General features: G+C 36.8%; 24 protein-coding genes and 1 other annotated feature. Of the genes, 15 read left to right on the top strand and 9 right to left on the bottom strand.

Features of this window, described 5'->3' with window-relative positions; translation table 11 throughout:
- Positions 1-2: 2 nt before the first annotated feature.
- From FCI53_RS05085 to FCI53_RS05075, 3 genes are all read right to left on the bottom strand, one after another.
- Positions 3-218, bottom strand: coding sequence for a DUF2249 domain-containing protein (locus FCI53_RS05085; protein WP_138416473.1), 216 nt, complete (start codon positions 216-218; stop codon positions 3-5).
- Complete coding sequence (locus FCI53_RS05080; protein ID WP_138416471.1) at positions 208-459, bottom strand: DUF2249 domain-containing protein; 252 nt, start codon at positions 457-459, stop codon at positions 208-210. Before FCI53_RS05080 ends, FCI53_RS05085 begins: the two co-directional genes overlap by 11 nt.
- 703 nt (positions 460-1,162) lie before the next feature.
- Positions 1,163-1,855 (bottom strand): Crp/Fnr family transcriptional regulator, encoded by a 693-nt coding sequence (locus FCI53_RS05075; protein WP_138416469.1) that lies wholly within the window; start codon positions 1,853-1,855, stop codon positions 1,163-1,165.
- A gap of 190 nt (positions 1,856-2,045) precedes the next feature.
- Between FCI53_RS05075 and FCI53_RS05070 the strand changes: the two genes are divergently transcribed.
- Together FCI53_RS05070 and FCI53_RS05065 are read left to right on the top strand one after the other, a co-directional pair.
- Positions 2,046-2,285 (top strand): DUF2249 domain-containing protein, encoded by a 240-nt coding sequence (locus FCI53_RS05070; protein WP_138416467.1) that lies wholly within the window; start codon positions 2,046-2,048, stop codon positions 2,283-2,285.
- Positions 2,286-2,443: 158 nt separating this feature from the next.
- Entirely contained in the window at positions 2,444-3,589 is a 1,146-nt protein-coding gene (locus FCI53_RS05065; RefSeq protein ID WP_138416465.1) for a TIGR04053 family radical SAM/SPASM domain-containing protein, read from the top strand.
- A 374-nt stretch (positions 3,590-3,963) separates the two neighbouring features.
- Here the strand turns inward: FCI53_RS05065 and FCI53_RS05060 are convergent, their stop codons facing one another.
- Together FCI53_RS05060 and FCI53_RS05055 are read right to left on the bottom strand one after the other, a co-directional pair.
- Positions 3,964-4,638 (bottom strand): Crp/Fnr family transcriptional regulator, encoded by a 675-nt coding sequence (locus FCI53_RS05060; RefSeq protein ID WP_138416556.1) that lies wholly within the window; start codon positions 4,636-4,638, stop codon positions 3,964-3,966.
- Positions 4,639-4,767: 129 nt separating this feature from the next.
- Positions 4,768-5,577 (bottom strand): undecaprenyl-diphosphate phosphatase, encoded by an 810-nt coding sequence (locus FCI53_RS05055; protein WP_138416463.1) that lies wholly within the window; start codon positions 5,575-5,577, stop codon positions 4,768-4,770.
- A 99-nt stretch (positions 5,578-5,676) separates the two neighbouring features.
- On the opposite strand from FCI53_RS05055, the gene FCI53_RS05050 reads away from it, so the two are divergent.
- Entirely contained in the window at positions 5,677-5,988 is a 312-nt protein-coding gene (locus FCI53_RS05050; RefSeq protein ID WP_138416461.1) for a hypothetical protein, read from the top strand.
- Positions 5,989-6,044: 56 nt separating this feature from the next.
- Here FCI53_RS05050 and FCI53_RS05045 read toward each other — a convergent pair whose 3' ends face one another.
- Entirely contained in the window at positions 6,045-6,224 is a 180-nt protein-coding gene (locus FCI53_RS05045) for a DUF2929 family protein (RefSeq protein WP_138416459.1), read from the bottom strand.
- A gap of 132 nt (positions 6,225-6,356) precedes the next feature.
- Between FCI53_RS05045 and FCI53_RS05040 the strand changes: the two genes are divergently transcribed.
- A complete protein-coding gene (locus FCI53_RS05040) occupies positions 6,357-6,995 on the top strand; it encodes a hypothetical protein (protein WP_138416458.1) in 639 nt (212 codons plus the stop codon).
- 244 nt (positions 6,996-7,239) lie between these two features.
- Complete coding sequence (locus tag FCI53_RS05035) at positions 7,240-8,205, top strand: BMP family ABC transporter substrate-binding protein (protein WP_246050012.1); 966 nt, start codon at positions 7,240-7,242, stop codon at positions 8,203-8,205.
- A 352-nt stretch (positions 8,206-8,557) separates the two neighbouring features.
- Here FCI53_RS05035 and FCI53_RS05030 read toward each other — a convergent pair whose 3' ends face one another.
- On the bottom strand, positions 8,558-8,806 hold the full coding sequence (locus FCI53_RS05030) for a hypothetical protein (protein WP_138416456.1): 249 nt from the start codon (positions 8,804-8,806) through the stop codon (positions 8,558-8,560).
- A gap of 164 nt (positions 8,807-8,970) precedes the next feature.
- Here FCI53_RS05030 and FCI53_RS05025 point away from each other — a divergent pair, with 164 nt between their 5' ends.
- The 4 genes from FCI53_RS05025 to FCI53_RS05010 all read left to right on the top strand — a co-directional run bounded on the left by FCI53_RS05025 (position 8,971) and on the right by FCI53_RS05010 (position 13,041).
- Positions 8,971-9,906, top strand: coding sequence for a beta-ketoacyl-ACP synthase III (locus tag FCI53_RS05025; protein WP_138416454.1), 936 nt, complete (start codon positions 8,971-8,973; stop codon positions 9,904-9,906).
- Positions 9,907-9,952: 46 nt separating this feature from the next.
- Complete coding sequence (fabF, locus tag FCI53_RS05020) at positions 9,953-11,194, top strand: beta-ketoacyl-ACP synthase II (RefSeq protein ID WP_138416452.1); 1,242 nt, start codon at positions 9,953-9,955, stop codon at positions 11,192-11,194.
- A gap of 789 nt (positions 11,195-11,983) precedes the next feature.
- Positions 11,984-12,199: a YuzI family membrane protein gene (locus tag FCI53_RS22285; protein WP_138416450.1), complete on the top strand. Its 216-nt coding sequence runs from the start codon at positions 11,984-11,986 to the stop codon at positions 12,197-12,199.
- Between the two features lie 74 nt (positions 12,200-12,273).
- Positions 12,274-13,041, top strand: coding sequence for a YjbA family protein (locus tag FCI53_RS05010; protein WP_138416448.1), 768 nt, complete (start codon positions 12,274-12,276; stop codon positions 13,039-13,041).
- Between the two features lie 251 nt (positions 13,042-13,292).
- Here FCI53_RS05010 and trpS read toward each other — a convergent pair whose 3' ends face one another.
- Together trpS and FCI53_RS05000 are read right to left on the bottom strand one after the other, a co-directional pair.
- The gene (trpS, locus tag FCI53_RS05005) at positions 13,293-14,288 is read right to left on the bottom strand and encodes a tryptophan--tRNA ligase (RefSeq protein WP_138416446.1); all 996 of its coding nucleotides are present in this window, start codon (positions 14,286-14,288) and stop codon (positions 13,293-13,295) included.
- 113 nt (positions 14,289-14,401) lie between these two features.
- Positions 14,402-14,576, bottom strand: a binding site (T-box leader).
- 255 nt (positions 14,577-14,831) lie between these two features.
- Positions 14,832-15,197 (bottom strand): DUF3899 domain-containing protein, encoded by a 366-nt coding sequence (locus tag FCI53_RS05000; RefSeq protein WP_246050011.1) that lies wholly within the window; start codon positions 15,195-15,197, stop codon positions 14,832-14,834.
- A gap of 322 nt (positions 15,198-15,519) precedes the next feature.
- Between FCI53_RS05000 and FCI53_RS04995 the strand changes: the two genes are divergently transcribed.
- From FCI53_RS04995 to FCI53_RS04970, 6 genes are all read left to right on the top strand, one after another.
- Complete coding sequence (locus FCI53_RS04995; RefSeq protein WP_138416441.1) at positions 15,520-17,211, top strand: peptide ABC transporter substrate-binding protein; 1,692 nt, start codon at positions 15,520-15,522, stop codon at positions 17,209-17,211.
- 172 nt (positions 17,212-17,383) lie between these two features.
- On the top strand, positions 17,384-18,313 hold the full coding sequence (gene opp3b, locus FCI53_RS04990) for an oligopeptide ABC transporter permease (RefSeq protein WP_138416440.1): 930 nt from the start codon (positions 17,384-17,386) through the stop codon (positions 18,311-18,313).
- Position 18,314: 1 nt separating this feature from the next.
- Positions 18,315-19,460: an oligopeptide ABC transporter permease gene (opp3C, locus tag FCI53_RS04985; RefSeq protein WP_138416438.1), complete on the top strand. Its 1,146-nt coding sequence runs from the start codon at positions 18,315-18,317 to the stop codon at positions 19,458-19,460.
- Positions 19,461-19,477: 17 nt separating this feature from the next.
- Complete coding sequence (locus FCI53_RS04980) at positions 19,478-20,542, top strand: ABC transporter ATP-binding protein (protein ID WP_138416436.1); 1,065 nt, start codon at positions 19,478-19,480, stop codon at positions 20,540-20,542.
- Positions 20,539-21,474, top strand: a complete 936-nt coding sequence (locus FCI53_RS04975; protein ID WP_138416434.1) for an ABC transporter ATP-binding protein — start codon at positions 20,539-20,541, stop codon at positions 21,472-21,474. Before FCI53_RS04980 ends, FCI53_RS04975 begins: the two co-directional genes overlap by 4 nt.
- Positions 21,475-21,695: 221 nt before the next feature.
- Positions 21,696-22,913 carry a putative glycoside hydrolase gene (locus FCI53_RS04970; RefSeq protein WP_138416432.1) on the top strand — a complete coding sequence of 406 codons (1,218 nt, stop codon included), beginning with the start codon at positions 21,696-21,698 and terminating at the stop codon, positions 22,911-22,913.
- Positions 22,914-23,243: the final 330 nt, after the last annotated feature.

Genomic DNA, 23,243 nt, shown 5'->3' with positions numbered 1-23,243 from the left:
TGCTATGCCCCGTTTTTGGTAATGGTGATCGCGAAGCTGCCATCCGCTTGTTCTTCCACTTCATAACTGTGCCCTTGGTCATCTAATTCTGGAAATAAAAACATTGGTCGTCTATCATTGATGATCGTTAATTGACTACCTGCTTCAAGTTCCTCGAGTGCACTTAAGGTTCGCATCATTGGCTGTGGAGGTTGCAGGCCGCGATTATCAAGCCTCATCTGTGACACCATCTTTCTTAGTAAAGGTAATTTTCCAATGTTTCTTTTCAATTTGCTCTGATTCATGGTCAAAGCCTTTTTTCGCCATTACTTTAAATAATGGGAAAGGGTTAAATGGCGCATGCAAGACAAGTTGTTGGCCATCTTGTAAGTTCTTTATAGCATCCATAATTTTATGAAAAGGTTCAATTCCTTGTTTAATATCTTCACGTACATCAACTTCTACAAAGTGATTTTTCATAAACAAACACCTCCAATAATGATTTCATAGTTCTATGATAATCATTATCAATTAAATGAGTAGTGATAAGAATCACAATAAGCTGTTTTCAAAGAGTTGTCAGAATTACTATAGAATTCGACGTAACTTTTAAAAAGAGGAGAGTGGATGTGGTACCACTTTGCGGAAGGAGCGCCCGTATTAATAGATAGGATAACTCTAAGTGAATAGAGGAACCATTACTAAGTGAAGTTAAGCGGACATTTATCCCGGTGCAACCGTCCGTAAGACTCCCACTTCGAAACATCAAGGGAAACGGAAGATGTTTAAGTGGGAGTAAACTTTCGCTTTTACCCCGATTCGTTCAAGGGCCTTTAGGTCATACCCTTGTGGTACTAATAATCAGTGGGGGAAGGGCAAAAAAAACCCACTGATTGAAGTTTCACTTTATCCCCTTAATTAGTCATAAAAGGGACGAAATGCATTGAGCAGACACCTGTTCCGTTATAATGCTGAAATTAGATAAAAAGAGCTGATTAAAAGGAAATAGAGGAATTGATGTCCACTTAAATAGAGAAATAGGTGGAAATAGTGACCACATGCGCCAATTCCAGAAACAGGATAAACATAGAGGAATGTGAGCTAGTTTACGAAAAATGATTCCAAGGGGGGTGATCGAGATGATCTTATAAAAAAAACTCCCAAACTAATGTTGGGAGTGGGATTAGAACAACTCATCTTCCAAAGCGTCTTTGTCAATAAGAATGTCACCAGACTGTTGGGTTGTGATTAAGTTTTGTTTCTTTAATTGAGTTAGAGTTCTACTTATCGTCTCGCGACTTGATCCAATCATATTTGCTAGTTCGCGATTAGTAAAGTTTGTTTTTAATTTATACTTTCCGTCATCAGTCTCAATACCATGACTATCTGTTAACCGAAGTAATAACATCACGATTTGTTCGTACGTATTGTGTAGAATTTGTTCTCCTAGTCGTTTTTGTAAGTCAACGATAAGGTCTCCTAGTACTCTAAACAATTTAACACTGATTTCTGGATGGTTTATGAGAAATGTTTCAAATTTCTGGATCGGAATGTAAATTAAAACCGCATCTTGAGATACTTCAGCGTGTGCCGGATAATCATCTTGGCGGAAAAAGCCTTGGTGCGGGAACATTTGTCCAGGCTGAAGAATATTAACGATTTGTTCTTTCCCGTGAATATCTGTTTTATATATTTTAATTGTTCCCTCATGGATGAAATAGACATTTGTTAATGGGTCACCTTGCATAAAAATATGAGTACCTTTACGGTATGCACGAGTTTGAGCTAATTCAATAATTGGCTTCATTTCCTCATCTGTAAGATCTTTAAATAATGGTACTTTTTGCAAGAGGCCTTGTATCGATAGAGAATGCATCATTTTTCTTCCTTTCTCATGTACCAAACTTCAATAACTTTTTCCATTGTAACTACCTTTTCAAACATTATCAATAAGGAAGAATAAAATGTGTGATTAAAATCATACCAGTTCGTTGTTTGCTATCACTATTCGACATTTTGTTATCATCTATGCTTGTAACTGTAAAACCAAAAGGGAGGCCGTTCAAATGAGTGACATACAGTATGCAGCAACAATAAATGCACCAGACATTGAACCAAGATTTCGCCATCCACAAATTTTTGAGGTATTTGATGGATTAAATCCTGGTGAAGTGATGGAATTAACCAATGATCATGACCCACGTCCATTACATTACCAATTCATGATGGAACGAGAAGGCCAGTTTGAGTGGGAATACTTAGAAGAGGGTCCAACAACTTGGCGTGTAGCTATTTCAAAAAGGTAACAGAACATTGACACAAGGCTTTTGCATCTAGGGCGCAAAAGCCTTGTGTATTTTTACTAAATTGATTGTATAAAAATCTCGTTGTGAACTTGGTCACACCTTAAAAGACAATATTTATTTAAAATAGATCTAAATCGATGTTTATATGGAGGGATCTCATGCAACCGCGTGATTATAATAAAGACCCGTTTATTGTTATTTGGGAATTAACCCGTGCATGTGAATTAAAATGCTTGCATTGTCGAGCAGATGCGCAGTATGTCCGAGACCCAAGAGAACTTAATTTTGAAGAAGGTAAAAAGTTAATTGATCAAATATATGAAATGAATAATCCGATGCTTGTATTTACTGGCGGCGATCCGTTAATGCGGCCTGACGTATTTGCAATTGCTGACTATGCAGTGAAAAAAGGTGTACGAGTATCGATGACACCATCCGCAACACCTAATGTCACCAAAGAGGCAATGAATAAAGCAAAAGATGTTGGGTTGTCTCGTTGGGCCTTTAGTTTAGATGGACATTGTGCCGAAGTCCATGATCACTTTCGAGGAACAAGTGGTTCCTTTGATTTAACAATGGAAAAAATTAATTACTTACATGATTTAGAAATGCCATTACAAATTAATACCGTTATTTCAAGATACAACGTCGAATATCTTGAAGAAATGGCAAAATTAATAGAAGAACTGGATTGTGTATTATGGAGTGTCTTTTTCTTAGTACCAACTGGACGTGGACAAGAAAAAGATATGATTTCACCAGCTGAGCATGAAAAAGTTTTCAGATGGTTGTACCAACTTTCCAAACGTGTACCATTTGATATCAAAACAACAGCCGGACAACATTACCGACGCGTTGTGATTCAAAATAAGATAAGAGAAAATAAAGGGGAAAGTGATCAAGACCATATTTTCTATCAAGATGCACTGATGAAAGGTGCGACAGGCAGTATTGATGGGTTAGGAAGAGCCCCTAAAGGTGTGAATGATGGAAATGGATTTATTTTCATTTCACATATCGGAGATGTCTATCCAAGTGGTCTGCTTCCAGTTAAAGTTGGAAATGTACGTGAGCAAACACTCGGAGAAATCTATCGTGAATCCGATGTGTTGAAAGATTTAAGAAACCCTGATAAATACAAAGGAAAATGTGGAATATGTGAATTCCGTCATGTTTGTGGTGGTTCTAGATCAAGAGCGTATGCAATGACAGGGGATTATTTAGAAAGTGAACCATATTGTGTCTATATTCCGAAAGCAATGCGTAAGAAGAGAAAATCAGTAACTAGTGAAAATGCACAATAATTATGGTGTGTCTATTAAAATATTCGTGGTTGATAGTAACTTCGACGTGGATGGAAGCGGGCCCTTATTCCGCTATATCGCAGAATAACTCCATTTTAAGGTACAAAACGGTTTCTCATTCTGCTATTTCCTATTTTCTTAACGATTTTCATCAGTTGTGGGCCTAATAGCGGAATCACGAACCACTTATCCGCAGTATTTAGGCTCTTTTCCTTGAAGTAGCGGAACCACGAACCGTTTCATCCTTTGAAGCGGCTCCTCATTCCGCTAAACTCCACCTTACCAATCACGTCGGATTCTATGTTTATTGCGACAGAACAACATATTAAAAAGAACAAACGACTCAGAAAAATATGAGCCGTTTGTTCATGTTTCTAATCAATACTACATAACACAACAGGACAATCTTCACAATTAATCTCACTTTTTAAGTAGTCTAAGTCGTGAATAAATATTTTGCTTTTTTTCATTTCGATGATTTTTTTCCGTTTTAAATCGTTTAATAAGCGGTTTACACTTTCACGTGACGTACCACAAAAGTTAGCCAATTCTTGATTGGTAAGTGTAATATCAATCAAGATTCCATCATGTTGCTTAACGCCATAACTATTGGTTAATCGAATTAAAGTGGAATAAAGTGCACCTTTTTTTCCATGCATGACAAGGTCACGAAATTTTGTTTGATCGCGACGGGAAGTCTCGCCCATTAGTTTAATAAATTCAATCGCCAAACTGTTATCATGTAATAAACGCTCTTCTAATTGTTTCTTTTTAATGACAGCTACTTCTCCAGCTTCCATTACTTTCGCGTTTAAAATGTACTTGGCATCATCGGAATATAATGCCAACTCCCCAACAATATCCCCTTTGGTGCAAATTCTTAACGTTAATTCACGACCATCGGGGGACATCTTACCAATTTGTATTCGGCCTGATAATACGATAAATAGTTCGTTAACTACTTCTCCCTGCTGGAAAAGAAATGTATTTTTTTCCGTTTTTATCTTATGGTCAATCGATGTTAATAACTCTTTTAATTGATCAGACATTTGACGTTGTTTGATAAGATGATCCACTAAAAATCCTCCTTCAGCAAGGAATGGATAATGTGCACCAAAATTACCCATTCCTATTGACAATTACCATTGCTTTAAGGCTGCACATCCAATAAATTTCTATTATAAAAATAGAAAGGCAAGCCCACCAACGATAAAACAGTAAAAGGCAAAATATTTCAGATTACCTTTAGCCATGATATTCATAAACCAACGTAAAGAATAATACGTTGCCACAATAGCAGCAATAAACGCTAATAAATAAGGAATCCACATGACACTTATATCTTCAAGAACTTCATCAATCGATAGTAATAGTGTACCTAAACTGACAGGAATATATAGTAAAAAGGAAAAACGTAAAGCGGTCTCTTGTCTCATCCCGACTAACATTGCCGCAACAATGGTAGCGCCGGAGCGGCTAATACCAGGAATTAAGGCAACTGATTGGGCTAGTCCAACGATGATTGCATCCTTAATCGTTAATCCACCATCATTTTTTCTCCCTTTCAGATTACGAATAATCCAAAGAGCTAGTCCAGTTATGATTAGCGTGATTCCGACCATTTTTGGTATCGAAAATGTTTCTTCAATTTGATCTTCAAATAATAAACCAATCACGCCAGCTGGGATCGTACCTATTATTAAATAGAGGATAAAGTTAAAATCGGACTTTGCTTGGTTATCTTTCGTCGTTACATAAGCCAATCCATTTTTAATCAATCGTAATATATCTTGTCGATAAATTAATAATACTGCAATTAGTGAACCAAAATTAACCATAATTTCAAAGTTTAATCCTTGTATATCTAAGTTGAAAAGGTTTCTGATGAGTACCAAATGCCCACTAGAAGAAATCGGGATTGGTTCGGTAAACCCTTGGAAAAGTCCTAAAAAAATGTATTTCAACAGTATGATTAAATCTTCTAACATTGTATAAGTTCCTCCCGAACATCAATTATTATTACTACACTCCTATCACAAATTTAGGTTAAATGAATAGTTTATAAAGTGAGAGGAGGCGGGTTGTTCATGCATTATCCACATCATTATGTTTCGCATCACCATCAACATATGTATGAGCTATGTAAAATGCATATGCATGCTAATGTGGTAGCCAAATTAAACGATGGTACAGAAATAAATGGGATTATTACAGGTTTAGATCAAAAAAATGTATATTTATCAGTGCCAAATGTCGGGTATGAACCGATCGAACGAGGTGCACCTCCATTTGGTTATGGGTATCCATATCCATGGGGCTATGGACCAGGGGCCGGCTTTAGACGTTTAGTTCTACCATTAACTGCTCTTGTTGCCTTAAGTGCTCTGCCATGGTATTAATGAATACGAAACCCTTGCCATTCCTTGTTGGCAAGGGTACACGTAATTCTTTTCCATTATACTTTTTTCGAATCCCCTAGTATGCCATCACCAATAATAATAACAGCAATACTAAAAATGGCAGTTAATGCAAAAATTGGTGCAAGAGATAGTGCTTGTCCTGCCATACTTGTTAGTACATAAGAAATAATTAAACTAAGTAACAAAGCCCAAATAATGGTCCAAACAAAACGCACAGTTTTCACCTCATTTTTTTCTCATTCTATTGTTTAGTTTACCAAAAATATCATGGAAAATAAATAAAAATAATAGGAATGCTATGGCAGTATGTAGAGTATTCCCAGTCTGAGATGTGGAGGGTGTTCAAGATGTACGTAGTTTCACGATGCTTTAATTGGATTGGTTATCATCTAGTGGATCAATTATTACAGCAGGGGCAGGAAGTGATTGGAATTGATGATATAAAGACACCGAAACAGGAGCATTTTGCGCTATTAATTGGTCGAAACAGTTTATTTACACATCAGGAAACGGTAGAAGAGGCTAGAAAGGAAGGTGAAATCGATACTCTTTTTACCATAAATGATCACGAACGGGCGGAGAGTTTGAGTGACTTAAAGACTTCGAAGTGGATTCATTTATCAAATCAAGCAATACGAGATGGGGATCACATAATTAATGTTCATTTACCACTATTGTATGGGGAATGGATGCCTAGAGATGCGGAAGGTTGTTATGTGCAACAACAGTATATCCGCTTTGATTCCGATACATTTAAACACCAAGCCATTTATATTCAAGATTTTGTTCAAGCACTAATCCAATTGGTTAAATCGGAGCAACTTCCAAAAACAGTTGATATGTATCCATTGAAGCGTTTAGAACGTGCTCAAACAAAACAAGAAAATCATTTGTTCATTCGAGAATTAGCTCCACTTGAAAAACGACACCAAGATCTATTAACCCATTATCAAAAATTTCAACAAATTTATTTGACGTTAAGATAAGTAGCTTGATAAATGTCCTGAGAAACAAAGAAGCGACATGAAGTAAGATTTCTTCTTAAACACTCCATATATAAAAGCAAATAAGTTACATTATTAGTTAAAAAACATCCTTTAAGAAAACAGCATAAAAAATGAGTTATCATCACATCTTTGGTTCATAATTGAAAAACACATTTACGCAGTAACTATTACACGATAAAATAAGACTAGTAAAACGATTGCTTTTTGAATAGGAGTGCGAGTTTTGTTCAAACGATATGGTTTAACATTAACATTAGTATTAGGAGTTGCAGTTTTATTAGTATGGTCAATCAATTCGAACAATGAAGATAAGATAACAGGTGTCGGTATGTTAGTGGAAAATACTGTAAATGACCAGACTTGGGGAAATAAAGGGTATCAAGGCTTAATGAATATAGAAGATGAGTTTGATACTGACGTTTACTATAAAGAAAAGATACAAACACAGCAACAAGTTAACCAAGCTGTAGAAGAATTTTCAAGTAAAGGGGTAAATGTTATCTTTGGACATAGTAGTATCTATGGAAATATGTTTAAAAAGATTAATCGTTCGTACCCTAACATTCATTTTGTTTATTTTAATGGCGGTTATTACGATGATAACATAACTAGTTTGCATTTTAGTTCTCATGCAATGGGCTTTTTTGGTGGTATGGTCGCAGGGAAAATGACGGAAACAGACCAAGTAGGTTTAATCGCTAGTTATGAATGGCAACCAGAGATTGAAGGTTTTTACGAAGGGGTTAAGTTTGAAAATCCTGATGCTAAGTTGAACATGGAATTCGTTAATAATTGGGATGACACAGAACGAGCCATGAAACTACTTGATCAATTAGATGAAAACCAAGTAGACGTTTTTTATCCTGCTGGAGATTCATTCAGTGTTCCAATCATTAAGGAGATCAGTCAATTAAATAAATATGCTATTGGTTTTGTGACAGATCAATTAAACATTGCAGAAGACACAGTCCTCACCAGTACCGTCCAACATGTGGATCGTTTATATTTGCTCGCTGCTAAGAAATTTAATCAGGACGAGCTAAAGGGTGGTGTCCATACCTTTGACTTCCAGGATGACGTAATATCAATGGGATCATTTGGACCAAAAGTGCCAAACTATTACAAGCAATATATTCTTGACCAAGTTAAGCGATATAAAAGAGAAGGCTTATTACCAAATGAAAAGTAAAGAATAGAAGAGTGTGTAGCAGGTTCATCTTGTTACACACTCTTTTTATCGCGGTGCAACCGTCCGTAAGACTCCCACTTCGAAACATCAAGGAAAACTGAATATGTTTAAGTTGGGAGTAAGCTTTCTTTTTTACCCCGATTCGTTCAAGGGCCTTTAGGTCATACCCTTGTGGTACTAACAATCAGTAGGGGAAGGGCAAAAAAAACCACTGATTGATGTTTCACTTTATTTAAGAAGTAGCTTTAATTCTACTTTATTTAGAAAGTAAGAAAGCACAAATCTTCTGACCTTTTTCCAGTTTATATGCAGTAGCAGCCATGTCTACGAAGTACCCAACATAGCACTTTTTTTATTTTGGTTTATACTTCTTTACCATATCGGATAGTCCTTTTACATATGGTGATAATTGTTGGTAGGTTTCTACAATTGTTTGCGTTGTATTAAATAAATCAAACTTGTTTGTTTCATCCTCTTGTTTTGCTTGTTCTGTTGTGGACGGTTCATTTATACGATTACCAAACATCATCTGATCAAATGGATGGCGGCTTGGTTGTTCTCGCTTTGTTTTTTCCTGCTTTTCGTTCTCATCCGTCATCATCGAACACCTCCTTATTGCTATGTTATGGTGTTGTTGATAAAAGCGAGAAGGCGGGTATCATGAATCAATGTAGAACGATTGACTTGATATTAGAAGAAAGATCCATTAAAATTAGTACCAAGTCTTAATATTTGATTTTAAAGTCCGTAGAGAGGATGAAATAGATGAAAGCAGGATTTATTGGTACAGGACATTATGTGCCAGAAAAAGTAGTGACAAATGCTGATTTAGAAAAAATTGTGGATACAAATGATGAATGGATTCGGACAAGAACAGGAATTGAGGAAAGAAGAATTGCAGATGACACCATGGATACATCTGATTTAGCATATGAAGCAGCGCTCAAAGCAATGGAGGATGCTTCTATTACGGCAGATGAAATAGATATGATTTTAATAGCAACCGTAACACCTGATACACCATTCCCATCAGTCTCTTGTATGTTACAAGAGAAGTTAGGGGCGACGAATGCCGCAGCCATGGATGTAAGTGCCGCATGTTCAGGTTTTATGTACGGTGTTATTACAGCGAAACAATTTATCGAAACAGAGGCATATAAAAACGTGCTTATTGTTGGTGTTGAGAAGCTATCAAAAATTACAGACTGGTCTGACCGTAACACATGTGTGTTATTTGGTGACGGTGCAGGTGCTGCAGTCCTTGGCCCTGTAAGTGATGATAAAGGAATTCTTTCTTTTGAACTTGGTGCTGACGGTGGCGGTGGCAAATATTTATTACAAGATAAAGACTACATTAGCATGAATGGTCGTGAAGTATTCAAATTTGCAGTAAGACAGATGCCAGAGTCTTCTGTTCATGTCGTAGAAAAAGCAGGATTTAATAAAGAAGATGTGGATTATTTAATTCCACACCAAGCAAATATTCGAATTATGGAAGCCGCTAGACAAAGACTTGGCATCCCGGAAGAGAAAATGTCAACGTCCGTTAAAAGGTATGGAAATACTTCAGCGGCATCGATTCCTATTGCTTTATCTGAAGATGTAAAAAACGGTAAAATAAAAGACAATGATTTAGTGGTTCTCGTTGGATTTGGAGGAGGACTTACCTGGGGTGCGATTGCGCTCAAATGGGGAAAGTAAAACGACTAAAATCTAAACAACAACTAAAATAAGGAGGAGACCCCTTATGGAAAAAAGACGTGTAGTTGTTACAGGACTAGGTGCCGTAACACCCGTTGGCAACACGATTGATACAATATGGGATAACTTAATCCAAGGTAATTCGGGGATAGATTTTTTAACTAGAATTAATACGGAAGATTTTCCTGCGAAAGTTTCAGGTGAAATAAAAGATTGGGATCCATCTCTATATATGGAGAAAAAAGAAGCGAAACGAATGGATTTGTTTACCCAATATGCAGTTGCATCCGCGAAAATGGCTGTTGATGATGCGAAACTAGACATTACGGACGAGCTGGCTCCACGTGTTGGTGTCTGGATTGGTTCTGGAATCGGTGGTATGACAACTTATCATGAACAATTTGAAAAATACCAGAAAAAAGGTTACCGCCGAGTTAGTCCTTTCTTCGTGCCAATGCTAATACCAGATATGGCAGCTGGACAAGTTTCCATTCAATTAGGTGCAAAAGGAATTAACTCCTGTTCGGTAACAGCTTGTGCTTCTGGTACCAACTCGATTGGTGATGCTTTTAAAGTGATTGAACGAGGCGATGCTGATGTTATGATTGCTGGTGGCGCTGAAGCACCGCTGACAGAAATGGCATTTGCTGGTTTCTCAACAGCGAAAGCATTATCATTCAGTGACGACCCGAAAACAGCAAGTCGTCCTTTTGATAAAAATCGTAACGGTTTTGTTATGGGTGAAGGTGCTGGAACACTAATCCTAGAGTCATTAGAATCAGCGCAAAAACGTGGGGCTACCATCTATGCAGAAATTGTAGGTTATGGTTCAGCAGGTGATGCCTATCATATTACTGCACCTGCCCCAGAAGGAGAGGGTGCGGTAAGAGCGATGAACCAAGCGATTGAAGATGCTGGTGTTGAGGCAAGTGCAATTGATTATATTAATGCACATGGGACAAGTACGGAATTAAACGATAAGTTTGAAACCATGGCGATTAAACATGTATTTGGTGAGGGCGCATATGATATCGCTGTGTCTTCAACTAAATCAATGACAGGTCACTTACTTGGAGCGGCTGGTGCTGTTGAAGCCATTGCATGTGTGAAGGCAATTGAAAATAGCATCGTCCCACCAACAATTAATTATGAAACACCAGATTCTGACTGTGATCTTGATTATGTCCCAAACGAAGCGAAGCAAAAAGAAGTAAACTATGCCTTAAGTAATTCACTTGGCTTTGGTGGGCATAATGCAACGTTATTATTTAAAAAATATGAATCGTAATGTTTTGAGCTCTAGCTGCAGATAATGTGGCTAGAGTTTTTTATTGTGCATTAGATGTATTATACGACATAACCTTCGTAACTTTGCTCTCTACCATTCTGATTGAAATGCGTGATATACCATCGCTACGGCAGAATACTACGCTTTCCGCGGGCACGGCCTCAGCTAACTTGGTAAAGAAGACCACTTTACCAAGTGGATCTTCACCTCGTGCTGTTCCTGCAGGACAAGGAACGCTTCGACAGCGATACATCGCACGCAGAAAATTGATCTTTATTTTCAAGGATCTCCGTATTCTGCCTTCGCTGATATAAGTTTTCTGATTAGTGATAGATGTAATACTTTACATATTCAAAAATAAAGAATTGCTGCATTGTTGTGTTATAACATGCCAAGTAATATGTGGTTTCATCAGACATAGCAGCACTAAAAAACTTCAGAATACTAAAAAAAGCGGAGGAAATACACGGAGACTCCCGAGGCCCGACGAGGGTCATGCAGGCGTTGTCCGACAAGGACGATTTTAGCCTGTGGTCCTTAATTTATCATCGGTGAGACCCCGCAGTGAGGTACGAACGAGGAGGCTCACCAGGCCCCCCACAGGAAAGCGTAGTGTATTTCCGCAGCGACCTTTTACACTCATTCTTTAGAGGAAGTTGAAAGTGTTAGGTCGTATAATACAGCTTATGCGTAATATTCTATCACCCTCTATTAAATTTATAGACATGTTCTCCATTTGTCTATCATATATCTATACTAATATAAAGTGGACAGGCTAGGTGAACGCGTGTGCGATATATTTTATTATTTTTAATAGGGTTTGGTCTAACAATTTCAGGTGGAGTTTCTTTGATTCTTTATATGAATTTTATACCTGCAGGGTTATCGTGGAGCGAATATTTTATTTTTATATCCAAAAGGATTGAATGTTACGCTTTTCCACTTGGGGTCATTTTACTTATCATATCCATTTTAAAATTTCCAAATATACATGTTAAAAAATAGCTAAACTAGAATAAAATTTCTTCTGCTGGTCATAATGTATTCTAAAAGAATCAATAAAAAAGCGAGGGTTCACAATGCTATATCTACACGATGTTTGGGTGAATTGGTTCGAGGGTGAAGAAAATGGATACAATGTGTGTCATTTTCATGAATGGAGAAAAGAAGATGGTATAGAATTACTAGATCAAGTACCAATTCTATACATAAATGACTTGTTGTACCACTACATTGAAAATGACCTCCAAGATTTACCAAAGCCCTTGTTGGAAAGCATATATAAACGAGCATATTTAAGAAAAAATCAAGAACGAATCTCACTTGAATACGCATGTATTGTCACAAATGGAAAATCAATTGTTGCTTTTGATACAATGGGCTATCATTTACCAGTACGTAAAAGTAGGTTAATACCTAGACAAGAAAGATTAGTGTACGAAATGATTGAGGGAACAGAACCGATGGAGTTCTCTTTTTCAGCAACGGAGGATGACAAAGAATATCATATCTTATCATTACCACCAGAACGCATGGTGGGACTAACTAGAAAAGAACGTCAATTGAAACAATTACTAATGATGGCTTTAGATCAACTAAAGGGTACAAAAAATAGTGAAGAAGTAAGATATTGGCTAACGGAATGGGATCCAGCGCAATATTCAGAAATTCGTAAAATGGATTTTGAAGAAGCGTGGTATGAACTGTATCAAGGGGTGATTGAAGGTTGGAGTGTTGCCCATGAGGAGTTATGTGGAAAAATGATAAAAGGACAACCTTTCTTTGAAAAAATGTGGGAACTAGAACAACATCAAGAACAACAAAATAGTTTTAAAAGGATTTTATAATAACAAGAGGCTGTCATTAAAAAAACAGACAGCCTCTTATTGTTATGAATGTAATCCTTAGTGGCTATTTGTGCTTGAGCGGTCATTTGATGTGCTATACGAACTAGATGTCCGTTCAGATGACAAATTGGCTATAGGCTATATATTGGTAAAAAGAGCACTAAATGTCCATAAAATAGACGATCTGTAGCTAGATTCAGTGTTAAAACCAGAAAAAAGCGCTTAGTCTCACACTAAGCGCTTTTTTAATATTATTTTTTCTTTTTAACGCGACCTAATCCCATCGCCTTCTTCGCTTTTCGGATCATTTTTGTTGCTGCAAAATTTGCTTTATCTGCTCCTTTATCCAAAATGTCATCTAATTCTTGAGAATCAATTAACTCATAATAACGTTGCTGCAATGGTTTTAGTACGTTAATTACTGCATTAGCAGTATCCTGTTTAAATTCTCCGTAACCTTTACCTTCGTATTTTTGTTCTAAGGTTTCAATTGTTTCTCCAGTACAACTAGCATGAATCGTTAATAAATTGGATATGCCTGGTTTATTTTCTTTATCATATTTTACGATACCTTCTGAATCAGTCACAGCACTTTTAATTTTCTTTTCAATTTTCTTCTCGTCATCAAGCATGAATATTGATGCCTTGTTGTTTTCATCTGATTTACTCATCTTCTTCGTTGGCTCTTGAAGTGACATAATTCGCGCTCCAACTTTCGGAATACTTATTTCAGGGATCGTGAAAATATCATTAAATTTATGGTTGAAACGCTGAGCAAGATTTCTAGTCAATTCAAGGTGCTGCTTTTGATCATCACCAACAGGTACAAGGTCTGTATTATAAAGAAGAATGTCAGCAGCCATTAATGGTGGATACGTCAAAAGCGATGACGAGACAGCTTCTTTACCATGTGACTTATCTTTAAACTGTGTCATCCGTTCTAATTCACCAATGTATGAGATCGACTGCATCATCCAACCTAGTTGTGTGTGTGCAGGTACTTCTGATTGAATAAATAAAGTAGACTTATCTGAATCAATCCCAGAAGCTAAATATAATGCTGCTAATGAACGAATGTTTTCTCTTAGTTTTAAACGATCTTGTGGTACTGTGATCGCGTGTTCATCAACAATACAAAAATAACAGTTATTGTCTTCTTGGAGATCAACGAAGTGTTTCATTGCCCCTAAGTAATTTCCAATTGTCAACGTTCCACTTGGTTGAATTCCTGAAAATATAGTTTTCATTTTACCTCACCTCTAGTTATTAATTGTTCTACATGATTAGGATGTTTCCCTAGATTATTACCGCTTGTACCGTTATTTGCGCATAAAAAAAAGTCCATTCCGTTCCCCATAAAATAAGGGACGAATGAACCGCGGTGCCACCCTTGTTATCTTACAATGTAAGATCACTTTGAATGTAAATTAGCTCAGGAAGTCCAATTCCCATTTACCATAATGCTTGTTTTCACCAACCACAAGCTCTCTAAAATTAGCGGATAAATAGTACTACATCTCCTTCATAGCTAATGCTATCAAGTTATTATCTATCACGGTGCAACCGTCTACTTCAAAACATAATATGAAACGGAGACTTCACCACCGATTGGTTCAAGCTACCTAAGTGGGAAAAGCTAAAAAACACTGAGTAAAGTTTCACTTAATTATATAAATTCTTAAGATGAAATGCAAGGGGAGTGGCTGCGAAAAAAACGAGTAGAAGAATTGCGTTTTTATTCGATTTTCCTCCCGTAAAAGAAGCTCATCTGTTTAAGGAATTCATTTACATTAAAGATAGTAGATTATAAGCAATATAAGCGTTAATAAAGTACACAAGCTTGCTTGGATAAAAATAAATCTTAAAAATGATGGTGATATTTTTTCTGAAGGTAATGGCTTTTCTTTCCACTCATCTAATAAATCTTTATTTTTCGGTAACATACTTAAAAATCTACGAAAACCAAATGTAACACCATCAAAGAAACGTTTACTTGTTACAAAAAGTATAATCGAAACCGAAAGATAGATAAAACTCATAATGAATAAAGTGTTAATGAAATGGAAAAGATTGTATACAGGAGAAAATACGAAAAAAGCAACTGTAACAGCAATTAAATTTATAAGTAGCCATGTAATATGTTTATTTAATATCAATGATGCTCGTCTCTCCTTCCTTAAAAACTTGTTCGACAATATTCTTCATAGTCGCCTAGCTACAGTATAATTAAAAAATAGGAAGAAAGGAAGGACCTGATGAAATGGTTTAATTTGACATAAGGTGGATAAAAATGTCAAAAATCGACAAAATCAAACTAGTTCTTTTTGCCTAAATTATGACGAATGAATGTATAGAATATGCAAATTCTTAAATTTTATGTAAAAAAAATAGTGCAAAATTGTAAGAAAACTTGTATAATTCATTTTGTGGATGTTCTATCTACGAAAAATTTAGAAAATTCGGGGAGGTCATTGATTCATGAGAAAGTCAAATTGGCTATTATTAGTACTAGCTTTAGTACTAAGTATGTTCCTAGTAGCTTGCTCTGGTGGCGAAGATACAGACGACACTACTAGCGACGACACAAATACTTCAGATGAAGGTAATTCGGAAGAAAATGCAGGAGATGGAGAACAAGTATTTAACTTCCTAAACGGGGACACCATTCCATCCATGGACCCTAATATGGTTACAGATACTTATGGTATTGAGTTTACAACTCATACAATGGAAGGCCTATACCGTTTAGGCGAAGATTCACTTCCAGTTGAAGGTATTGCAATTGATCACGAAGTAAGTGACGATGCAACTGTTTGGACATTTAACTTACGTGAAGATGCTGAGTGGTCTAATGGTGACCCTGTTACAGCACATGACTTCGTTTATTCATGGAGACGTGCAGTAGACCCTGACACGGGTTCTGAATATGGTCCATATATGATGGGCGGCGTACTTGAAAATGCTACAGAAATTAACGCTGGTGAAATGGCAATAGAAGAACTAGGTGTTGAAGCTGATGGCGACTATACGCTTGTTGTTACATTAGAAAAACCAGTTCCATATTTCGAATCGTTAACAACATTCCCAACATACTTCCCTCTTAACGAAGAGTTTACGGAAGAACAAGGCGATGACTTTGCAACAAGTACTGATACATTACTATTCAATGGTCCTTTCACTTTGGAAAACTGGGATAGTGTTGCAAGTGAATGGGAAATAGTGAAAAACGAAAATTACTGGGATGCAGAGACAGTTCAGTTGGATAAAATTACCTATCAGGTAATGAAAGAGATTCAACCACAGATCGACCTTTACGAACAAGGTGAAGTAGATCGTGCAGGTATTTCTTCTGACTTTGTTGATGAATATTCAACACATGAAGATTACCAAATCACACCAGAAATGTCTGTGTTTTACATGAAGTTTAACCAAACACGTAATGAAGCTTTAGATAATGTAAATATACGTAAAGCTATTTCTAAAGGCTATAACAAAAATGCATTAGTTGATACAATTCTTAATAATGGTTCTATTGTTGCGACTGGACTTATGCCAGCAGACTTTGCTCCACATCCTGAAACAGGAGAGACATTCCGCGAATTAAACGGAGACTTAGTAGAGTTTGATGCAGAAGAAGCGCAGCAATTATGGGAAAAAGGTCTTGAGGAACTAGGTGAAGAATCTGTTGAAATTGAATATTTAACGGATGATAGTGAAACGGCTAAGAACCAAAGTGAATACATTAAAAACCAATTGGAAACAAATCTTCCAGGTTTAACAGTAACATTGAAACAAGTTCCGTTCGAACAACGTCTAGATCTTGATACGGCAATGGATTATGATATTCAAGCTGCTGGTTGGGGCCCTGACTACTTAGATCCGAATACATTCTTAGATCTTTGGGTAACAGATGGACCAAACAACTACATGGGTTATTCAAACCCTGAATATGATGCTCTAATTGAAGAAGCTGCAAATGAACTTGCACTTGAACCAGTTGAGCGTTATAATGCTTTCTTAGAAGCTGAACAAATGTTGTTTGAAGATGCGGCAATTGCGCCAACATATCAACGTGCACGTGCACAATTGATTGCGCCAAAAGTACAAGGTGTACAAACAAATCCATTTGGTTCTGACTATGAATACAAGTGGGCTTATGCTGCAGAGTAATTACGATATTCTATCAATAATAGGATAGAGTTACTATTAATGGAAAGAGAGTATATGACCTTTTTTGGGTGCATATACTCTCTTTTCCCTTTTAAGCAAAAAGACAGGCAATAAAGAATCTTCTGTCAATTTCGCTTATAATTCGACAAAAATTTTATAGGAGGTGTTGGGGATGACACGATATATTTTTCAAAGAGTAATATACATGCTTCTAACATTATTTATCATTGCGTCCATTTCATTTTTTCTTATGAAGTTTCTTCCAGGAACTCCTCTGAACGTTGAGAATAAACTTTCACCAGAGCAACAAGAGATCATTCTTGAAAAATATGGATTGAACGATCCTCTACCAGTACAATATTTTAATTATATGGCAGGTCTTGTACAAGGTGACTTAGGAATTTCCTTCCACTTTGATAGTACACCTGTATCCGATATATTGCTAGGCCGGATTGGTCCATCGGCTCTACTTGGGGCTCAATCGTTACTAGTGGGGACAGTGTTAGGAATTTTATTAGGATTGGTTGCGGCAATAAATCATAATGGAATTATGGATTATACTTCAACGTTAATTTCTGTATTAGGTAAATCAATTCCTTCCTTCGTGTTTGCTGGACTATTACAATTAGTATTTGCAGTACAATTAGGGTGGTTACCAGTTGCCCTCTGGGGTGAATTTAAACATACAATTTTACCTACCATTGCTTTAATGATATTTCCACTTGCAACTGCAGCCAGGTTTACCAGAACGGAAATGCTTGAAGTATTGGGATCTGACTTTATTACAACTGCAAGGGCAAAAGGTGTCAATGAGTTTGGGATTGTATTTAAACACGGATTACGAAATGCATTGATTCCTTTAATAACAGTTATTGGTCCAATGGCCGTTTCTTTAATGACTGGTACTTTGGTTATTGAACAAATCTTTGGAGTGCCTGGTATTGGGGAACAATTCGTAACTTCTGTTATGGTAGTTGACTATCCAATCATTATGGGAACAACCTTACTCTTTGCCGTATTGTTTGTTGTGATTATTTTAGTTATTGATCTCCTATATGGAATCATCGATCCTCGAATCAGACTTGCAGGAGGAGAGAAATAAAATGGATAAAAAGAATTTACCAAAAGATCTCTTTGTCCCTGCGACAAAAAGAGATGATACGAGTGAAAAGATATCAAGGCCTAGTAGAACTTTTTTACAAGATGCAACACGAAGTTTGTTTAAGAACATTCCAGCTATTGCATCGATTATTGTTTTAATGTTGGTTATATTGCTAAGTGCAATTGGTCCAAGTTTTAACGAATATGGATTAGATGATCAAGAGTTAGAACGTGCTAAAATGCCTGCACGTGTACCAGTTCTTGAGAATATATCTTGGTTAGGGTTCGATGGTACATTACGTGATACCTACCAAGGTCAAGATGTAGAAGATGCAACGAGAAAAGCTGTTGCCCGTTTCAATAATGATGAAGATTTCATCGATATCAACGTGCTAAATGAAGGAGACGGTAGCAAAAATTCAGCAGAAGTAAAAGCCACGTATAATATTTATGATGCAAAAGATATGAGTGACCAGTATTTTTGGTTTGGTACCGACGGATTAGGTCGTGACCAATGGACTCGAATGTGGTTAGGGGCGAGAGTTTCTCTTTATATCGCTTTTTTAGCTGCTGCAATTGACTTAATTATTGGTGTAGCCTATGGTGGTATTTCTGCCTATTACGGTGGACGAGTTGATAATGTGATGCAACGTATTATGGAAGTACTCGTTGGAATTCCAAACTTAGTTGTTGTGCTACTATTAATGCTTGTGTTAGAACCAGGTATCATCTCGATTACGATCGCCTTATCGATCACCGGTTGGATAGGTATGGCCAGGATTGTTCGTGGTGAGGTGCTTAAACTCAAAAACCAAGAGTTTGTTTTGGCATCTAGGACGCTCGGAGCACCCGATCGAAAAATTATATTACGACATTTAATTCCTAACGTGACAGGTTTAATTATTATAAATACAATGTTTACGATTCCTAGTGCGATTTTCTTTGAAGCCTTCTTAAGTTTCATTGGACTAGGGCTTACACCGCCAGATGCATCACTTGGTACACTAATTGATAGTGGATTTGATACGTTGCGAATGTATCCATACCTATTGGTCTTCCCTGCGGCTGTATTATCAATCATAATGGTTGCATTTAACTTATTAGCAGATGGATTACGAGATGCATTTGATCCTAAAATGCATGATTAGAAAGGTAGGTGCTTGAAATGGAAAAGATTTTAGAAGTGAAAAATTTAAGAGTTTCTTTCGACACCTACAGTGGGGAAGTACAAGCTGTACGGGGTGTTGAATTTGATCTGAATAAAGGGGAAACCTTAGCGATTGTTGGTGAATCAGGATCAGGTAAATCGGTGACAACCAAAGCATTGATGCGTCTACTTCCTGAGCCCCATGGATATATTAAAGATGGACAAATTCTGTTTGAAGGGGACGACCTAGCTAAGAAAACTCCAAAACAGATGCAAAAGATTCGAGGAAAAGACATGTCAATGATTTTCCAAGATCCAATGACATCTTTAAACCCAACGATGAAAGTTGGGGCACAAATTATGGAAGGTTTAATTAAGCACCAAAAAATGGGGAAAACACAAGCAAAGAAACGTGCCATTGAACTATTGGAATTGGTGCAAATTCCTAATCCACATGAACGAATTAATCAATATCCACACCAGTTTTCAGGTGGAATGAGACAACGTGTAGTAATCGCGATTGCACTTGCATGTAATCCAAAAGTGTTAATTGCCGATGAACCTACTACCGCATTAGACGTAACCATACAAGCTGAAATTTTAGATTTGATGAAAGATATTCAGAAAAAGACAGATACTTCGATTATATTTATTACACATGATTTAGGTGTAGTAGCTAATATCGCAGATCGTGTAGCTGTTATGTATGCTGGAAAGATTGTAGAAGTTGGTACTGTTGATGATGTTTTCTATAATCCAAAACATCCATATACTTGGGGATTATTAGGGTCAATGCCTACCCTTGATAGTGAGGAAGAGGAGTTGTTTGCCATTCCTGGTACACCTCCAGATTTACTACATCCACCAAAAGGGGATGCATTTGCTCCAAGAAATAAGTTTGCATTGGAAATTGATTTTCACGAGCAACCACCAATGTACCCAGTACCAGGATCTGAAACACACTTTGCAGCAACATGGTTATTACACGAATATGCACCAGAAGTTGAGATTCCTGCTTCAGTGAAGCGTAGAATGAAAGACATTTCCAAGAGTTCTGATAGCGGGGAAGGTGAAAAACAATGAGTGAAGAGAAATTACTTGAAATAAAAGATTTAAAGCAATATTTTAAGACAGGTCGCCATAGTGTTGTAAAAGCGGTTGATGGAATAAACTTTGATATCTATAAAGGGGAAACTTTCGGACTTGTTGGTGAGTCTGGTTGTGGAAAATCTACGACAGGCCGTACAATTATTCGTCTTTATAATGCTACTGATGGAGAAGTGTTATTTAAAGGGGAAAATGTTCAAGATCGAAAATCCCAAACAGACCTAAAAAAATTCAACCGCCAAATGCAAATGATTTTCCAAGACCCATATTCCTCATTGAACCCACGTATGACAGTAATGGACATTATTGCAGAAGGAATCGATGTACATGGTCTTGCTGAAAATGAAAATGATCGTAAAGATAAAGTGTACGAATTGTTAGAAACAGTTGGTTTGGAGAAACAGCATGCAACTCGTTACCCACACGAGTTTAGTGGTGGGCAACGTCAACGTTTAGGGATTGCTCGTGCCTTAGCGGTAGAACCGGAATTTATTATTGCCGATGAGCCAATTTCTGCACTTGATGTTTCCATTCAAGCGCAAGTTGTTAACTTATTGAAGAAGTTACAAAAAGAGAAAAACTTAACTTATTTGTTCATTGCTCATGACTTGTCAATGGTAAAATATATAAGTGACCGAATTGGTGTGATGTACTTTGGTAAAATGGTGGAATTAGCAGATAGTGATGAATTGTATAAAAATCCAATTCATCCGTATACGAAATCTTTATTATCTGCCATTCCTTTACCAGATCCAGATTATGAACGCGAACGTATTCGTCATCGCTATGATCCTAGTCAACATGATACAAGTGAAGAACCGGAGTTTCGCGAAGTTCGTCCACGTCATTGGGTATTATGTACGACTAAAGAATTTGAAGCATATAAGAAAGAACTTGATAACAAGTAATTCTTAATGCTGGTCGCTGAAATAAATCACCAACAGTTTTAATTAACTTTTTTACTAAAATAGCCCTTACCATTGATTGGAAAGGGCTATTTTAGTATCAATCAATACATACAGACAGACAAATAAAAATTACCAAAAAAACTTTCAATTTTTTTTACTATTCGAAGGTTTTCTCTTATATAATAGAAATAACTAAACAAATTTATGGGAGCTTGATTCTAATGGAGAAAAAACAACTGCGTTTCGTCATCTTCATTACTGTTCTCCTGCTAGGGGTAGTTATTCCGACTACGACACATGAAGCGGAAGAAACTGAAGTTTTGACAGCAAACGATCATTCCGAGCGGATGATACAATTAACAAAACGCGATATACCGAATAAGATCAAACGCTTTTATTATGATTCTGGCTTAACATTTGAATACCCTGATGCTGTTAGAGGGATTTACCTGACAGGTAATTCAGCTGGAGGGGCAAGGTTTGAAAGCCTACTTGATTTTGTTGACGAAACAGAACTTAATTCAATGGTAATTGACATTAAAGATGATCATGGTAATTTAACCTTTAAACTTGAAGAGGGACATCCCTACGAAGACATGGCTAAAAACTATATCGACGACCCAAGAGAAATGTTGGAAGTACTAGAGGAAAAAGGTATTTATCCGATAGCACGGGTTGTAGTTTTCAAAGATACTAATTTAGCAGAGAAACGTCCGGATTTATCCTTTACAGAGAATGGTCAGGTTTGGGCTAATAGTAAAGGTGAGTCGTTTGTAAGTCCTTTCCAAACTGAAGTATGGGAGTATAATGTGGAAATAGCTAAGATGGCCGCAGAACTAGGCTTTCAAGATATACAGTTTGACTATGTCCGCTTCCCAGAAGGTTTTGAACGAAGAGACGAGATGTTAGAGTATGACCTTGGTGATTATAAAGATGTTGACATGAATAATATTAAAAAGCGTGTTAAAGCTGTTACAGATTTTGTGGCATATGCACGGGAAGAATTACAATACTATGGTGTAGATGTTTCGGTTGATATCTTTGGATATGCTGCTACTATTGAAGAGACACCAGGAATTGGTCAAAATTTCTCTAAAATCTCTTCAAATGTCGACGTAATCTCATCAATGATTTATCCAAGTCACTGGACATCATATTTTGGAATAGATTTTCCGGATGAAGAACCATATCGTCTAGTAAATGAGTATGCTAAAGTTGAAAACGAAGTATTAGGCGAGTTAGAGGAATCCCCACTATCACGTCCGTGGATTCAAGACTTTGAAGCTCCATGGCTATATAGCGGCCCAACCAAACAATATGATAAAGAGGAAGTAGAAGCACAAATAAAAGCACTAAATGAAAATGGTATTCAGGAATTTCTACTATGGAATTCATCCAATAAATACACAGAGAATGTCGATTATACACCATTGGATTAAATAATCCCCCCTTGTCTTTAGATTGACAAGGGTTTTTTTTATATAGTTGTTTATCCCGGTGTAATCGTCTGTAAGAATCCCAATTCCAAACATGAAATGGAATCGAGAGGTTTACTAAGTGGGTGTAACTTTCTCATTCTTCCCGATTGATTTAGGGTCTGCGGTTCTTTTCTTTGCGGAGAGAAAAAATCCACTGATTGAAGTTTCACTTTATTTACTTTGTGTGCTTATTAGGAAAGTATTTGGTCATAATAATTACAGACTGCGGATCAACAGGTGAAAAGAGCGAAATGAGAACCCGCTTCATCCGTAAAAATGAAGTATTCTAAT

This window comes from Aquibacillus sediminis, assembly GCF_005870085.1.
Classification (GTDB): domain Bacteria; phylum Bacillota; class Bacilli; order Bacillales; family Amphibacillaceae; genus Aquibacillus_E; species Aquibacillus_E sediminis.
The sequence above is the reverse complement of the archived record's forward strand: the minus strand, read 5'-3'. Positions and strand labels throughout refer to the sequence as shown.